We start from the raw sequence: 15,146 nt of genomic DNA on the forward strand, positions 1-15,146 counted from the left end.
TGGATAATGCCGGTGTATTGAAGGGTATTAAAGTCATGGTGATCGATGACAGTAACACGATTCGGAAAAGTGCCGAAATTTTTCTAAGACCATTTGGTTGTGAAGTCATATTGGCAGAAGATGGTTTCGATGCGATGTCTAAGATTGTTGAGAATCAGCCTGATATTATTTTTGTGGATATCACAATGCCGCGCCTGGATGGTTATCAAGCGTGTAAGTTAATAAAAAATAATCCAATTTATCAGTCTACGCCAGTGATTATGTTATCCAGCAAGGATGGATTATTTGATAAAGCGCGGGGCAGAATGGCAGGATCGAACGATTATCTGACTAAACCATTTACCGCAGAGGGTTTATTGAGCATAATACGCAGCTATACTTTGCAGCAAAATTAAGTAACCTAATTTGGCGAATGAGAATGCCATTCTAATCTTCCATTGAGTTTAGTAAGGAGAGTGGGATTTATTTTTAATATGCTTGAGGAGTGTTTTCTTAGTATTTGTATACGAAGTAGAATCGGGTAAGTTTTGAGTAAAAATCCCTAAATTAGAGTAGGGGATTTTATGACAAATGACTTGACTTTGAGGGGTAAGGTCGACTAGCCTGAGAGGTGTGGTTAAATTAAGGGTAGAAAATAGGTTAATTTAACTGCCGAGATAAAAGCAGTACTAATTAATTAGTATTAGAAGTAGAAGAGTAAAAGAACGAGAAGTAGTTTTGATTAACAGTTAGGAGGTAGAAACATGGCAACAACTTACGGCACGTCAAGTGCATCAAGCGCAAGCTATGACATGTCACTGTGGTACGACTCGAAGTACTACAAACTGGGCATGTTAACAATGCTGTTGGTAGCGATATTCTGGATCTGGTACCAAAGAACGTTTGCATACTCACACGGTATGGACTCGATGGAACCGGAATTTGACAAAGTATGGATGGGCCTGTGGCGCGTACACATGACCCTGATGCCTTTGTTTGCGTTAGTAACCTGGGGTTGGATCCTGAAAACCCGTGACACCAAAGAACAACTGGACAACTTAGACACCAAGCTGGAAATCAAACGTTATTTCTACTGGATGATGTGGCTGGGCGTGTATCTGTTTGGTGTTTACTGGGGCGGCAGCTTCTTCACCGAACAAGACGCATCCTGGCACCAAGTGATTATTCGTGACACCAGTTTCACCCCAAGTCACGTAGTCGTGTTCTACGGTTCATTCCCAATGTACATCGTGTGTGGCGTAGCATCATACCTGTACGCGATGACCCGTCTGCCACTGTACAGCCGCGGCACATCGTTCCCATTGGTCATGGCAATTGCTGGCCCATTGATGATTCTGCCAAACGTAGGTTTGAACGAATGGGGTCACGCATTCTGGTTCATGGAAGAACTGTTCAGCGCGCCACTGCACTGGGGCTTTGTGATTCTGGGCTGGGCAGGTTTATTCTCGGGTGGTATTGCAGCACAAATCATCACCCGTTACTCGAACCTGACTGATGTAACCTGGAACGGCTCAAGCAGAGACATTCTGAACAACCGTATCGTTCCTTAATTCTGAATGCAGCACATCCTTCCCGCCTGTGATACGGGCGGAAGGATAAGAAGACTTAAGTTACTATGCAGTAATGAAAACGAGCAATAAGCAGACGACAAAAAGAAGCAAGGGAATCGTCAAGTTTTCATAATTTAATATCACACGAAATGAAGAAGGGAGGGTCTAGTGAGTAGAACAGACGAAATTTTAGCAGCGGCCAAGATGGTGCCGGAAGCGGTCAAGATGTCCAGATACATAGATGCGGTATATTTTCCGATTCTGTGTATATTGCTGGTAGGAACCTATCACATGCACTTCATGCTGTTAGCAGGAGACTGGGATTTCTGGTTGGATTGGAAAGACCGTCAATGGTGGCCTGTAGTAACACCGATTGTAGGTATCATGTACTGTGCAGCACTGATGTATTACCTGTGGGTAAACTATCGCCTGCCATTTGGCGCGACACTCTGTATCGTATGCCTGTTAGTAGGTGAATGGCTGACCCGTTACTGGGGCTTCTACTGGTGGTCACACTATCCGATCAACTTTGTACTGCCATCGACCATGATTCCAGGTGCATTGATGATGGATACAATCATGTTGCTGACCGGTAATTGGCTGATCACAGCACTGTTAGGCGGCGGCTTCTTTGGATTATTCTTCTACCCAGGCAACTGGCCGATATTTGGCCCAACCCACTTACCAGTGGTTGTAGAAGGCGTACTGTTATCAGTAGCTGACTACACAGGTTTCCTGTACGTACGTACCGGTACACCTGAATATGTTCGCCTGATTGAGCAAGGCTCACTGCGCACCTTTGGTGGACACACCACAGTGATTGCAGCGTTCTTCGCAGCGTTCGTATCCATGCTGATGTTCTGCGTATGGTGGTACTTTGGCAAACTGTACTGCACCGCTTTCTACTATGTTAAAGGAGAAAGAGGACGCATCTCAATGAAGAACGACGTAACCGCGTTTGGTGAAAAAGGCTTTGCACAGGGGATTAGATAATGAATATAAGAAGCATATTTAAACTGGGCGTATTAGGCCTGTATGGAGCAGCGATTGGAGCGGCATCGCTGGCGATGACGCTGACGTTAGATGTTAAGACAGCAGCGGCACACGGTGAACGCTCACAAGAACCGTTCCTGCGTATGCGTAGTATTCAATGGTACGACTTGAAATGGCAACCGAAAGTCACCAAAGTCAACGACATTGCGACGATGACTGGTAACTTTCACTTAGCTGAAGACTGGCCACGTGCGGTAGGTAAACCAACCCGCGCCTTCTTTAACGTAGGTAGCCCAAGCCCGGTGTTTGTACGTTTAAGCACCAAACTGAACGGCGAACCAACGTTTATTTCAGGTCCTCTGGAAATTGGCCGTGACTATGCATTTGAAGTCAGACTGAAAGCCCGTATTCCAGGACGTCACCACATGCACGCGATGGTAAACATCAAAGATGCAGGTCCTATTGCAGGTCCAGCCTCATGGATGAACATCTCCGGCAGCTGGGATGACTTTACCAACCCAGTAACCACACTGACTGGTAAAACCATCGACCTGGAAACATTCAACTTCAGCAACGGTATATTCTGGCACATCGTATGGTTAGGCTTAGGCTGCTTCTGGATTGGCTACTTTGTAGCGAAACCGATGTTCCTGCCACGTAGCCGCGTATTGCTGGCGTATGGTGACGAACTGTTAACCTCCCCAACGGACAGAAAAGTAGGTCTGGCAGTTGCAATACTGACCTGCGCGATTGTTTGGGGCGGCTATCGTTACACCGAAAGCGTACACCCATACACAGTACCGATCCAAGCTGGCGAATCGAAAGTAGCACCGTTACCGATTGCACCGAACCCAGTTGCAATCAAAGTAACACATGCTAACTACGACGTACCTGGCCGTGCACTGCGTGTAACGATGGAAATCACCAACAACGGTGACACAGCGGTTAACATTGGTGAATTCACGACAGCGGGCGTACGCTTTGTGAACGAACTGGGCCGCAAACACCTGGATCCTGACTATCCAAGAGAACTGGTAGCAACCGGCTTATCGATGGATGATGACAGAGGCGTTCAACCTGGAGAAACCCGTGAAGTTAAGATGGAAGCCAAAGATGCGTTGTGGGAAGTGCAACGTTTGATGGCTCTGTTGGGTGACCCTGAAAGCCGTTTTGGCGGATTGTTGATGACCTGGGATGAAGCAGGCAATCGTTATATCAACAGTATTGCTGGCGCGGTAATTCCAGTCTTTACCAAACTGTAAGAGAAGTTAAGTATCAACACCGGTACACCACTGTCGAAAGACAGCCGGTGTACCGGTTTTTTTTATCGGTAGAGAAAAGAGTAAAAATTTAGGGTATTAAAAGAATGCGGACAAAAGAATTGGCAAAATTAGAGGCGCTCATCCAAGAGGAGGATTTGTCGTGGTCAGGCAAATAGCACAAACGGGGACAGCAGTCTTTACACTTGTTATGGCACTGTATGCCGGCACAGCTGGTGCACATGGTAAAGTAGCGATGGAAGAAGACAACTGCATGCGCCGGATCGGCGAGAACATGATTCACCTCAGTACTTATCAGCCACAAGTAAACGAAGAAGGACATTACTGCACGGAAATACCCAAAGCGGGCAATGCCATACTCGTGATAGATTTAGTAGACCCTGCACTGCGTGAGATGCCGATAGGCGTAAAGGTTATGAAAGGCAGCAAAGCTGGCGAAGGGGACACGGTCACCAACCTGCACGCGGCGATGTATCAGGACGGCGTGATCAGCACGCAAAGCCCCCTCGAACAAGGGAAATATCTGGTATTGATTACTGCCGAAGGCGTACCGCCACTAAACTATGAATATCATTTACGGGTGGAAATGATCAACTATGCCGAAGTATTCAGAGCCACCATAGGACCGGCAGTCGGCCTATTGCTGACCACAATACTTGGGTATAAACTCATCCGGTCAAGACGTTTCAGAGACTGGCTGGCAACGCGCCGGGCCAACAAGAACTGAACAATCTGATAGCAAACAGAGCATATTAGAGACTAACCATTTATAGACACAGGAAATCCAAACGATGTCAGCAAGACTCATAGAAATGAAACAAGCATTATTCGCGGTTATACTTGCAACAGGTATGATATTTACCTCACAAGCACAAGCGCACGGTGGTTTGGCACTGGCTGAAGACATGTGCGTATTGACGGTAGGACCGTACCGGATGCACTTTACCGGCTATCAACCCTTATCGCAGGAAGAAGAATTCTGTGAAGACATACCGGAAACAGGCAAGACCGTGATCGCACTGGACTATATCCAGGAAGAGTTACGGCCGCTGAAGACAGAAGTGCGGATTATTCGTGACACGGGATCGGAAGCGAATCTGGACGAGATCACAGTATTCCACTTACCACCGAAGGTATACCCATCGGCATCGATTACGGTAGATCACACCTTTCCGGAGAAAGGCAAGTTTGTAGGGCTGGTGACGGTGACGGGTGGAGCGCAGGACTATGTATCACGCTTTCCGTTCTCGGTAGGTGAAGGCCGTCCGACCCCGAAAGCAGCGATTATTGCACCGGTTGTGCTGGTCCTCGCTGTTGCCGCTTTCTTCTTCTTGCGCAAGCGTAAACCGCAAGCTGCTTGATAAGACACAGCAAGTCAAAAAACAAAAAAAGCACAACAGGAAATTTCCTATTGTGCTTTTTTTTTATTTGGAAATTAGAAATGCACGCTTTCTGATCAACGGGTAATACTAGTTGACTCATCCATGCGATTGTAAAACCTTATACAACCGCGCCATCATTTTCTAAAGGTTTCTTCTCAATCTTAACCAGATCTTCGCGTTTGACGCCTAGAAGCATGATGATTGAGCTGCCGACCATAATCGACGAATAAATTCCGAACCAAATACCGATGGTTAATGCCAGCGCAAAGTAGTGAAGCACTTCACCGCCGAATAAAAGCATCGCGATGACGACCATCTGTGTGCTTCCATGGGTAATGACTGTGCGTGACATCGTTTGTGTAATGGCGCTATCGATGACTTCGGTAATGGATGCTTTGCGATATTTACGGAAATTCTCGCGAATTCGATCGAAAATAACGACCGACTCATTAACGGAGTAACCCAATATGGCCAAAATGGCGGCGAGTACCGTGAGCGAAAATTCCCATTGGAAAAAAGCAAAGCAGCCAACGATGATAACAACGTCATGCAAGTTGGCAATAATACCCGATACGCCAAATTTCCACTCGAACCGCACTGCCAAGTAAGCAACGATACCCAGCGAAACAAATAGCAAGGCGAGCGCACCGTTTTCCAGCAATTCTGCTCCAACTTGCGGACCAACGAATTCCATCCGCTTCATTTCGACCGAAGAATCCGACTGTTTCAATGCATCCATAACGGTTTCCGACAATTGCGCACTGGAAACATCAGGTTTAATTGGTAAGCGAATCAGAACCTCACGAGAGGTGCCGAAATTTTGCACACTGGCGTCAGACATACCGAGATCGGTGAGTACGCTTCTGACTTTTTCGAGATCAGCAGCTTGATTGTAACTGACTTCCAGTACTGTTCCGCCTGTGAAATCTACACCGAGATTGAGTCCTTTTGTGGCAATAAAGAAAATAGATAGAGCAAATGTCACAATTGAAATGACAGCCCCGACCCGTCTCCATCGCATAAAGGGAATGTTACGATTAAATCTAAAAAATTCCATGGCTTACTTCCTTATAAATCCGATAAATCAGCTTTTGGGTTGCTTGGTATCAGATGATTTTCGCTTGTTTTTAGCCTTACCCGGCTTTCTTTCGCTCGATTCAGCTTGAACATCAAGATCAGCTTCTTGGATAACTTCAGCTTTAGCCTCAGGCTGTTCTGTAATTCTTTTCTGAGTATCGATCGATTCTTCGCCTGCTTTGTCACGAACTAATGCAGTTCTATGAGTGGCCTGATTTTGCTCCGGTATCCAGATTTTCCCAATCGGAACATGATCAAGTCTGCGACGGCTTCCATAGATCAGATTGACTATGCCTCTTGTCACAAAAGTGGCGGTAAATACGGAAGTCATAATGCCTAAGCAAAGTACTACCGCAAATCCTTTCACCGGACCTGAACCGAAAGCAAACAACGCAATACCGGCAATGAGGGTGGTAACATTGGAGTCCACAATTGTACCGAAGGCTCGCTCGAATCCTGCATGAATAGCCATTTGCGGAGAACTGCCGGCGCGCAATTCATCCCTAATCCGTTCATTGATCAGCACGTTGGCATCAATCGCCATACCGACCGTCAGGGCCAGTGCGGCCATCCCCGGCAGTGTCAATGTAGCCTGCATGATGGATAATAAACCGACCAGCAGCAATAGATTCATGGCCAGTGCAATGACCGAAATCATGCCGAACGCCGTGTAGTAGATGGCAACGAAAATAGCGACGCCCAAGAAGCCATATAAGGTCGAGTTGTAGCCGCGGGCAATATTCTCCGCGCCCAAGCTCGGTCCTACTGTGCGCTCTTCAATGATATCCATCGGTGCTGCCAAAGCGCCAGCGCGCAGTAATAACGCAACATCGCGCGCTTCCCTGCTGGTCATGCGCCCGCTGATCTGCACGCGCCCGCCGCCGATTTCTTCCCGAATGACCGGCGCGGTTATGACTTCCGCCTTATTTTTCTCAATCAGCAGAATGGCCATTCTTTTGCCAACATTATCCCGTGTCAATTGTTTGAAAATGCGCGATCCGCCATTGTCTAAATTGAGGTGTACTGCGGGCTGATTGTCTTTATCAAAGCCAGGTTGCGCATCGGTGATATGTTCACCCGTCAACAATACTTGTTTTTTAACGAGTAATGGACTTCCCCCCCGTTCTTCATACAGCTCGGTACCCGCTGGTACTTTACCCCGCAATGCGGCATCGAGATCGTGCTCATCATCTACCATGCGAACTTCCAAGGTGGCTGTCCGTCCCAGAATATCTTTTGCTTTGGCGGTATCTTGCACCCCCGGCAATTGCACAATGACACGATCTGTTCCGGCTTTCTGGATGATGGGTTCAGCAACGCCCAGCTCGTTAACGCGATTACGCAGGGTTGTGATGTTCTGCAACACCGCCGACTCTTGCATGCGTGCGAGCGCCTCGGGTTTAATCGTAGCGACGAGATGATAGCGGTTATCGGCATTCTCTTCCTTGAAACCAAGGTCGGGGTAATTCGACTTTAACTCAGCTTCCGCTTTGGTGCGTGATTCAGCATCGCGAAATTTCAAAGTCAGTTTCTTGGCTTGTTTTTCCAGACCGGCATAGGAAATTTTTTGTTCGCGTAATTTGCCGCGAATATCAGCGCTGTAACGATCCAGTGATTTTTCAAGCGCGCCTTCCATATCGACGGCCAGCATGAAATGCACGCCGCCGCGCAGATCCAGTCCCAAATACATCGGCAATGCGCCGAGATCGGTCAGCCACCGGGGAGAATTGGGCAGTAAGTTCAGCGCAGTGATATAGTCATTACCCAAAGCCGATTCCAGCAAATCTTTTGCTTTGATTTGGGTCTCGGTATCGGCGAAACGTACTTTAATGCTTCCTTCTTCAAGGAGCACTCCATCCGTTCCAAGGTTGGCTTGTTTTAATGCGTCTTCAACGCGTTGTAACAAGGCGGTATCAGTGCTTGCGGACGTCCGTAAAGGGGAGATCTGTACTGCGGGCGATTCGCCGTAAAAATTCGGCAATGTGTACAGCAAGCCGAGTAGCAGTGAAACCGCAATAATCAAGTATTGCCAAAGTGCGTAGCGGTTCATGGGTGTCAGTTAAGTATTAATTAATGATAAAAGGTAAGAAAGACATGTGACGGCAAGCAATTCAATAACGATTCGTTCCGCCACGGCACGCGTGGTTATTTCTTTTCAACATTTGCAGCATCAGTAGCGTTGCTCTCCGTGGTTTCGGCGGCACTGTTTTCCGAAGCGGTTGTTGTTTTGGTTGTTTTGGATTTTTGAGCTTTTCCTTTCGGCTCGATACTCTTCAGTGTTCCTTTGGGCAATAGGGTTTGCACCGAAGATTTAAGCGCGGTGACTTCGATAGCCGGTGCTATTTCGATAATCACATAAGCTTCGCTGACATTCAGCACCTGACCGAGAATACCGCCGTTGGTAATGACTTCATCGCCTCTCTGCAATCCTTCCACCATCTGTTTTTGCTCTTTGGCGCGTTTAGCTTGCGGGCGGATCAGCAGAAAATAAAACAGCACCAGTATCCCAAACATCGGTAACAGGCTTAACAAGTCCGAGTTGTCTTGCGTTGACGCAGCAGCTTGTGCAAATGCATCATTAATCAGCATAAAATTCTCCCTTTCTGAAAAAAGGTACATATTAGCATGATGACCGCTTATGCCAGAAATTCTTGTGCATATTCTTCAAATTGTTGGTTTTCGATTGCACTGCGGATTTCTTGCATCAGTTGCTGGTAATAATACAAGTTGTGCACGGTATTCAGATGCGCCCCCAGCATTTCGTTGATGCGTTGCAAATGATGGAGATAAGCGCGGCTGAAATGCTGGCAGGTGTAGCAACCGCAGTGCTCGTCCGGAGGCGATGTATCCAGCCGGTAGCGGCTGTTACGCAATTTAATAATGCCGTGACGCGTATACAGCCAGCCATTGCGGGCATTTCGCGTTGGCAGTACGCAATCGAACATATCAATACCGTGCGCCACGGCATGCACTATATCCGCCGGTGTGCCGACACCCATCAAATAACGCGGTTGATCAGCGGGTAGGAGCGGTGCGGTATGTTTGAGGATGCGCTGCATGTCAGCTTTGGGCTCGCCGACGGATAATCCGCCGATCGCATAACCGTCAAAACCGATGCGATATAAACCAGCAAACGATTGATCGCGCAGATGTTCGTACATGCCACCTTGCACGATGCCGAACAATGCATTCGGATTGCCATGATGCGCCTGTTTGGAGCGTTCCGCCCAGCGCAGACTGAGTTCCATCGAGAGTTGAGTGGTCGATTCATCGGCTGGATACGGAGTGCACTCATCAAAGATCATCACAATATCGGAATTGAGCGTGCGTTGAATCCGCATCGATTCCTCCGGTGACAGAAAACAGTTGTCACCGTTGACCGGCGATTTGAAATGCACGCCTTGCTCGGTGATTTTACGCAAATCGCCCAGGCTATATACTTGGAACCCGCCGGAATCGGTGAGTATCGGGCCGCGCCAGCCCATGAAATCATGCAATCCGCCATGCGCTTCGATTACTTCCAATCCGGGGCGCAGCCATAAATGAAACGTGTTGCCCAGAATGATTTGCGCGTTTGTCGCTTGCAGTGCGGCGGGTGGCATGCTTTTGACCGCGCCATAAGTACCTACCGGCATGAAAACCGGTGTTTCGACCGTGCCGTGCGCCAAGGTCAAGGTGCCGCGGCGGGCTGCCTTGTCGGTGGAATGTAACTGAAATTTCATGATTTTCTCTCAATCAGCATGGCATCTCCATAGCTAAAAAAACGGTAGCGCTCAGTTACGGCATGCCGATAAGCAAGCCGGATGTTTTCTATGCCGGCGAAAGCCGAGACCAGCATCAGCAGTGTTGAGCAGGGCAAATGAAAGTTGGTCAATAATCGCTCGACTACTTGAAAGCGATAGCCCGGCGTAATAAAAATCCGCGTATCGCCATACCCTGCGATCAATTGGCCATTCTGAGACGATGCACAGGATTCCAGCGCTCGTAGCGATGTCGTGCCGACGGCAAGAATGCGCCTTCCCGATAGCCGGGCTTGCCGGATCGCATCCACGGTGGCCTGCGGGATATGATAGGTTTCGTTGTGCATGGTGTGATCGGCAATATTTTCAACCCGCACCGGCTGAAATGTTCCGGCACCGACATGCAAAGTGACGTAGGCAATGGTGATGCCCATCGCCCGTAATCGATCTATCATACCGGCGTCGAAATGCAGTCCTGCGGTCGGTGCTGCAACAGCTCCTGCATTTCTTGCGTAAACTGTCTGATAACGTGCTTCGTCCGCGGCGGTCGCCGGGCGGGCGATATAGGGAGGCAACGGCAATTGGCCGTAGCATTCCAGCAATTCCGCTGTCGTTTTTTCATGCTCAAAGCGCAAGGTATAAAATTCCTGCTCACGCGCGATCACGGTTGCCGGTATCGCATCCGCCAGCAATAAGGTTGAATCCGGTTTGGGTGCATGGCTGGCGCGGATGGCTGCCAGAACATGGCGATCATCGAGTATTCGCTCCACCATGACTTCTACCTTGCCACCACTATTTTTTTTTCCGTACAAGCGCGCTTTAATCACTTGGGTATCATTAAACACCATGACATCTCCGGCGCGCAGGAAACTGGGTAAATTCGAAAATAACGCGTCCTGCCACTGATTATTATTGCTATCCAAATAGAGCAAACGGCTGCCGGTGCGCTGCTCGGCGGGAAACTGTGCGATCAATTCGGCGGGCAGATAAAAGTCAAAATCTTGCGTCTTCATGCCGCCTATTATACCGGCGCAGCATGTTTTCCGCCCATGCGGCTTGCTGTACTCCGGCTTTTCAGTAATAATTGCGCCTGCTGTTTATTCAAAACAAGCAAATTGTTTGGCCGAGATGGCGGAATTGGTAGACGCACGGGACTCAAAATCCCGCGATGGTGACATCATGGGGGTTCGATTCCCCCTCTCGGCACCAATAGCAGCATTCAGGTAGTTTCAGATCGTATCAAATCCCTTGTAATCACTAAGAATTTAAGAAATTGATCGTATCAAGAGATAGCATGACATCTTTTGACATACCGACAATTTAACGGTATTTTTGACGGTACTTTTGATACCGTCAAGTGAGATACCGTCAAATGCTTACCGATATTTCAATACGTCAAGCAAAGGCTAAAGATAAGCCCTTCAAAATGGGTGATAGCGGTGGATTGTATTTATTAGTCAAATCGATAGGTAAATACTGGCGCATGGATTACCGCTATGCCGGGAAACGTAAAACATTGGCGATAGGCGTATATCCTACTGTGTCGCTCGTTGATGCCAGAAAGAAACGGGATGAAGCGAAAGATCAACTTGCCAAAGATATTGATCCGGCAATAACAAAAGCCATCAATAAACAGATTGTGCGCACCGCAGCAGAAAATACTTTCAAAGCTGTAGCGCTGGAATGGCACGCGAAAACCAGCAAAACATGGGCGGAATCGACGGCCAACAATATCAAGCGGTATCTGGAAAAAGATATTTTTCCGTGGCTGGGGAATCGTGCAATTAAAGATATTGGCGCACCTGATTTACTGGCAGTATTACGTAAGATAGAAAGCCGTGGCGCGCATGAGAAAGCGCAGCGTTGCCGTGAATATGCCGGGCGGGTATTTCGTTATGCGGTAGCCACCGGGCGCGCTGAACGCGATCCCAGCGGCGATTTACGGGGCGCATTGACACCCGTTAAAGTCAAACATCATGCCAGCATTACCGACCCCAAAGCCATCGGCGCATTACTGCGTTCAATCCGGGGATTTAGCGGCTCATACATCACCAAATGTGCATTGCAGCTTGCGCCATTGGTTTTTGTGCGACCCGGTGAACTTCGTCATGCAGAATGGCAAGAAATCGACTTTGATAAACAAGAATGGCGCATACCCGGCCATAAAATGAAAATGGGGGAAGTGCATATTATCCCGCTGTCACCGCAAGCACTCGAAATTCTGCAATCAATCCACCCGTTAACCGGCGATGGTCAATATATCTTCCCGAGCATACGCAGCAGTGCCCGGCCAATGTCAGAGAATACCGTTAACGGCGCATTGCGGCGCATGGGTTATGAAAAGGATGAAATGACCGGGCACGGTTTCCGCAGCATGGCCAGTACATTGTTACATGAACACGGCTGGCCGCATGAAGCGATTGAACGGCAGCTTGCTCATGCAGAACGCAACAAAGTAGTGGCAGCCTATAACTATGCCGAACACCTGCCCAAACGCAAAGAAATGATGAAGTGGTGGGCGGATTATTTGGATGAATTATCGGCGGGTGCCAAGGTAGTTAATTTTCAAAAACTTGATTAAGTTTAACTACGCCTAGCCCGACGGGGCGAACACCGGGAACCCTTACCCGGCTGGCGTGGTTTCTAGTTTAAGGGTAAGTGCATAAGGGGCACAATTTGAGTAAGTTATTTAAACTGAGAAAATGGTTAACTGTAAAAGAAACAGCAAGTCACCTGACAATTTTATTAGGAGAAGATATTAGAGAAGCTGATGTATTCAGATTGGCGCTTGATAACAAATTAATGCTATCTCTTTTTTTGCCTACAACCACACAGGCAAAATTTGCAGAAGAAATTCCTCTTCCAGAAGAGCTTGATTACCTGCGACATAACTATGGCTGTGGAGACACAATTATGACAGTTAGCTTAGATCAAATCACTGTGTTGGAAGGCATTTGTAATTTTCCAATGATTGGAACAGAACGATTGTTAGTTGAGGCAGATTATTATCGTTTAACAACTGGGAATACCTTTGAAATTAATGGAGGTTTTGAGATTTATGTTGAGCAAGATAATAAATTATACGTATTGCAACAATTTTTGTCTGACTTAGAGATGATTGTAGATGGTGAAAAAGATCAAATGTTAAGAGATCATGCAATAAAAAATTATGTTAATGCGCATCATTTGCCCAGTGATGGAATATTAGTTGTACAACTAGATGCATTGAGGGAGCTAGAAAATGAAATCGCTTACTCAAGTGAAAGTGGAAATAATGGCAAAGAATCAACCCGAAAAACTGAAAATCTACTTCGTGCGCTGACAACATTAGCTATTGATGCCTACGGCTATGATCCAAGCTCAGAAAGATCAAATGCTCCTCAAGATATAGTTAATGCGATGACTACTCATGGTATAAATTTTGATGCTAAAACGGTTCGTAGTTGGCTTAAAGAGGGTACAGCATTACTGCCATCAAAACGCGATAAGAATTAGTTCTAACGGAAATTGCCGTTTGCGATTAGGATATTTCCGTACAGTCTAAAAGGCTTTTTCTATGATCCTTCCTGTGATTAACAAACACAGAAAGGAATCGTATGAAAACTATTAATGCTTCAATCCCTGAAGCACTCAAAAATTTCGATCAACTCCCTAACACCGCCAATGTAAGGCAGCCAGTCGTTCAAGCCTTATATGCTTGTTCCCCTGCCAGTGTGTGGCGCGGTGTCAATGCCGGGCGCATTCCTAAACCGCGTAAATTATCGCCGCGTACCACTTGCTGGAATGTCGGTGAATTGCGCGCAGCTTTGGCAATCACCGGAAATCAAGGGGCATAACATGGACAAAAAAATACCGCCCCATAAAGAAGCGGCTTTTAAAGAAATCAACCGGCAGTTTACCGGCGATGACGCGAAACAACAATGCGCCCGGTTATTGCGAGCATTGCGTTTATTCAGTATCAACACTTTTGAAGCAAGCCGTGGATTGGGGATTTACCACCCGCCCGCACGAATATTGCAGCTTCGCAAAAATGGCTTTTGCATTGACACAATTTGGCAAGTCATTGAAGCGGAGAATGGCGATAAACACCGCGTTGGTTGTTACTTGTTACGCAGTGGTGATAGCCATGAATCGTGATACTTGGCTGGAACACCTTGAAATGCTGCTAATACGCTTTTCTCATCTTGGCATAGGGGCTGATATCGCTTCACTGAGTTTGATCGAATTACAGGCGGTTTACCGGTATCTGTTACGGCTGGCGGATTGCTAAACGATGGCCGGTAGCCATCTATTCCGCATGGGTACGGTGAAAGGTAAGAATGGCGTTCTGAATGCTTTAAAACACAATAAGCGCACGCTACAAGCAGAACGTGGTGCGGGTGCGAATATTGATCCATCCAGAACGCCATTGAATTACTCACTGACTGAACAGGATAGTGCTGAAGCGATTGATCGTCACGCAAAAGTATTGATGGTGCAATCAGGCATAGATCAGCCGCGTGTTAATCAAGTGATGGCAGTGGAAGCCCTTTTCAGCCTGCCCATTGATCGACACCAGCAAGACACCCGGCCATTTTTTGCGCATTGCTTTGAATGGGTGAAGCAGCATATTCCGGGTATGTTGTTATCGTTTGATGTGCATTTGGATGAAAGCGCGCCCCATGCTCACGCCTTAATTTTGCCATTAGTGGATAACAAAATGCAGGGTAATAAGATCATGGGCGGCAAAGGTAATCTAGTGCGTTTGATTAATCTGTTTCATGCAGAAGTTGCCCGGCATTACGGCCTAAGCAGAAATGAAACTAAACGACTTACCAACAAGGCCAAGGAATCACTTGAAAGACAAGTTTTGGCTAGATTGGCAGTTGATCCGGCGATGAAATCCATGATCTGGCCGTGTGTGCGTGATGCCATTCGCAGCAATCCGCTACCCTATGCGCAATTATTGGGAATTGAACAAAAACCCGCCAGATATACCGGAAGATCATTCGTGCAAATCATGACTTCCAAAGGCAAAGGAATAGAAATAAACACTATATAGCGTTTCAGCCTCCAAAAACATCAAACACTATCCTGTGTATAGCGTTTCAGTTTAGACATGCTTAACCGTGATTCAGTACATTA

17 protein-coding genes and 1 tRNA gene are annotated in these 15,146 nt (G+C 47.3%); 13 read left to right on the forward strand and 5 right to left on the reverse strand.

Annotated elements, in window-relative coordinates; all coding sequences use genetic code 11:
• Nucleotides 1–35: 35 nt before the first annotated feature.
• From R2103_RS01595 to R2103_RS01620, 6 genes are all read left to right on the forward strand, one after another.
• Nucleotides 36–395 (forward strand): response regulator, encoded by a 360-nt coding sequence (locus R2103_RS01595; protein WP_176776380.1) that lies wholly within the window; start codon nt 36–38, stop codon nt 393–395.
• Nucleotides 396–743: 348 nt separating this feature from the next.
• Nucleotides 744–1,550 (forward strand): methane monooxygenase/ammonia monooxygenase subunit C, encoded by an 807-nt coding sequence (locus R2103_RS01600; protein WP_090322878.1) that lies wholly within the window; start codon nt 744–746, stop codon nt 1,548–1,550.
• A 168-nt stretch (nt 1,551–1,718) separates the two neighbouring features.
• Nucleotides 1,719–2,543, forward strand: coding sequence for a methane monooxygenase/ammonia monooxygenase subunit A (locus R2103_RS01605; protein ID WP_090322876.1), 825 nt, complete (start codon nt 1,719–1,721; stop codon nt 2,541–2,543).
• The gene (locus R2103_RS01610) at nt 2,543–3,805 is read left to right on the forward strand and encodes a methane monooxygenase/ammonia monooxygenase subunit B (RefSeq protein WP_317529822.1); all 1,263 of its coding nucleotides are present in this window, start codon (nt 2,543–2,545) and stop codon (nt 3,803–3,805) included. Before R2103_RS01605 ends, R2103_RS01610 begins: the two co-directional genes overlap by 1 nt.
• A gap of 160 nt (nt 3,806–3,965) precedes the next feature.
• Nucleotides 3,966–4,550 (forward strand): hypothetical protein, encoded by a 585-nt coding sequence (locus R2103_RS01615; protein ID WP_317529823.1) that lies wholly within the window; start codon nt 3,966–3,968, stop codon nt 4,548–4,550.
• 64 nt (nt 4,551–4,614) lie between these two features.
• The gene (locus R2103_RS01620; RefSeq protein WP_317529824.1) at nt 4,615–5,184 is read left to right on the forward strand and encodes a hypothetical protein; all 570 of its coding nucleotides are present in this window, start codon (nt 4,615–4,617) and stop codon (nt 5,182–5,184) included.
• Between the two features lie 139 nt (nt 5,185–5,323).
• On the opposite strand, the gene secF is transcribed toward R2103_RS01620, so the two are convergent.
• From secF to queA, 5 genes are all read right to left on the reverse strand, one after another.
• Nucleotides 5,324–6,262, reverse strand: coding sequence for a protein translocase subunit SecF (gene secF / locus R2103_RS01625; RefSeq protein WP_317529825.1), 939 nt, complete (start codon nt 6,260–6,262; stop codon nt 5,324–5,326).
• A gap of 27 nt (nt 6,263–6,289) precedes the next feature.
• Nucleotides 6,290–8,332: a protein translocase subunit SecD gene (gene secD / locus R2103_RS01630; RefSeq protein WP_317529826.1), complete on the reverse strand. Its 2,043-nt coding sequence runs from the start codon at nt 8,330–8,332 to the stop codon at nt 6,290–6,292.
• Nucleotides 8,333–8,427: 95 nt separating this feature from the next.
• Nucleotides 8,428–8,871, reverse strand: a complete 444-nt coding sequence (gene yajC, locus R2103_RS01635; protein ID WP_317529827.1) for a preprotein translocase subunit YajC — start codon at nt 8,869–8,871, stop codon at nt 8,428–8,430.
• Nucleotides 8,872–8,918: 47 nt separating this feature from the next.
• On the reverse strand, nt 8,919–10,004 hold the full coding sequence (gene tgt, locus R2103_RS01640) for a tRNA guanosine(34) transglycosylase Tgt (RefSeq protein WP_317529828.1): 1,086 nt from the start codon (nt 10,002–10,004) through the stop codon (nt 8,919–8,921).
• Nucleotides 10,001–11,035 carry a tRNA preQ1(34) S-adenosylmethionine ribosyltransferase-isomerase QueA gene (queA, locus tag R2103_RS01645; RefSeq protein WP_317529829.1) on the reverse strand — a complete coding sequence of 345 codons (1,035 nt, stop codon included), beginning with the start codon at nt 11,033–11,035 and terminating at the stop codon, nt 10,001–10,003. The genes tgt and queA overlap by 4 nt, the downstream gene beginning before the upstream one ends.
• Nucleotides 11,036–11,144: 109 nt before the next feature.
• Here queA and R2103_RS01650 point away from each other — a divergent pair.
• The 7 genes from R2103_RS01650 to R2103_RS01680 all read left to right on the forward strand — a co-directional run bounded on the left by R2103_RS01650 (nt 11,145) and on the right by R2103_RS01680 (nt 15,063).
• Nucleotides 11,145–11,231: transfer RNA gene (locus R2103_RS01650), tRNA-Leu, on the forward strand.
• Nucleotides 11,232–11,394: 163 nt separating this feature from the next.
• Nucleotides 11,395–12,603, forward strand: coding sequence for a tyrosine-type recombinase/integrase (locus R2103_RS01655; protein ID WP_317529830.1), 1,209 nt, complete (start codon nt 11,395–11,397; stop codon nt 12,601–12,603).
• A 95-nt stretch (nt 12,604–12,698) separates the two neighbouring features.
• Nucleotides 12,699–13,517, forward strand: a complete 819-nt coding sequence (locus tag R2103_RS01660) for a hypothetical protein (RefSeq protein WP_317529831.1) — start codon at nt 12,699–12,701, stop codon at nt 13,515–13,517.
• A gap of 101 nt (nt 13,518–13,618) precedes the next feature.
• Nucleotides 13,619–13,858, forward strand: coding sequence for a helix-turn-helix transcriptional regulator (locus R2103_RS01665; protein ID WP_317529832.1), 240 nt, complete (start codon nt 13,619–13,621; stop codon nt 13,856–13,858).
• A 1-nt stretch (nt 13,859) separates the two neighbouring features.
• On the forward strand, nt 13,860–14,159 hold the full coding sequence (locus tag R2103_RS01670) for a helix-turn-helix domain-containing protein (protein ID WP_317529833.1): 300 nt from the start codon (nt 13,860–13,862) through the stop codon (nt 14,157–14,159).
• Nucleotides 14,149–14,292 carry a hypothetical protein gene (locus R2103_RS01675; RefSeq protein WP_317529834.1) on the forward strand — a complete coding sequence of 48 codons (144 nt, stop codon included), beginning with the start codon at nt 14,149–14,151 and terminating at the stop codon, nt 14,290–14,292. Before R2103_RS01670 ends, R2103_RS01675 begins: the two co-directional genes overlap by 11 nt.
• A 3-nt stretch (nt 14,293–14,295) precedes the next feature.
• Nucleotides 14,296–15,063 (forward strand): plasmid recombination protein, encoded by a 768-nt coding sequence (locus R2103_RS01680; protein WP_317529835.1) that lies wholly within the window; start codon nt 14,296–14,298, stop codon nt 15,061–15,063.
• Nucleotides 15,064–15,146: the final 83 nt, after the last annotated feature.

The organism is Nitrosomonas sp. Is24 (genome assembly GCF_033063335.1).
GTDB lineage: Bacteria > Pseudomonadota > Gammaproteobacteria > Burkholderiales > Nitrosomonadaceae > Nitrosomonas.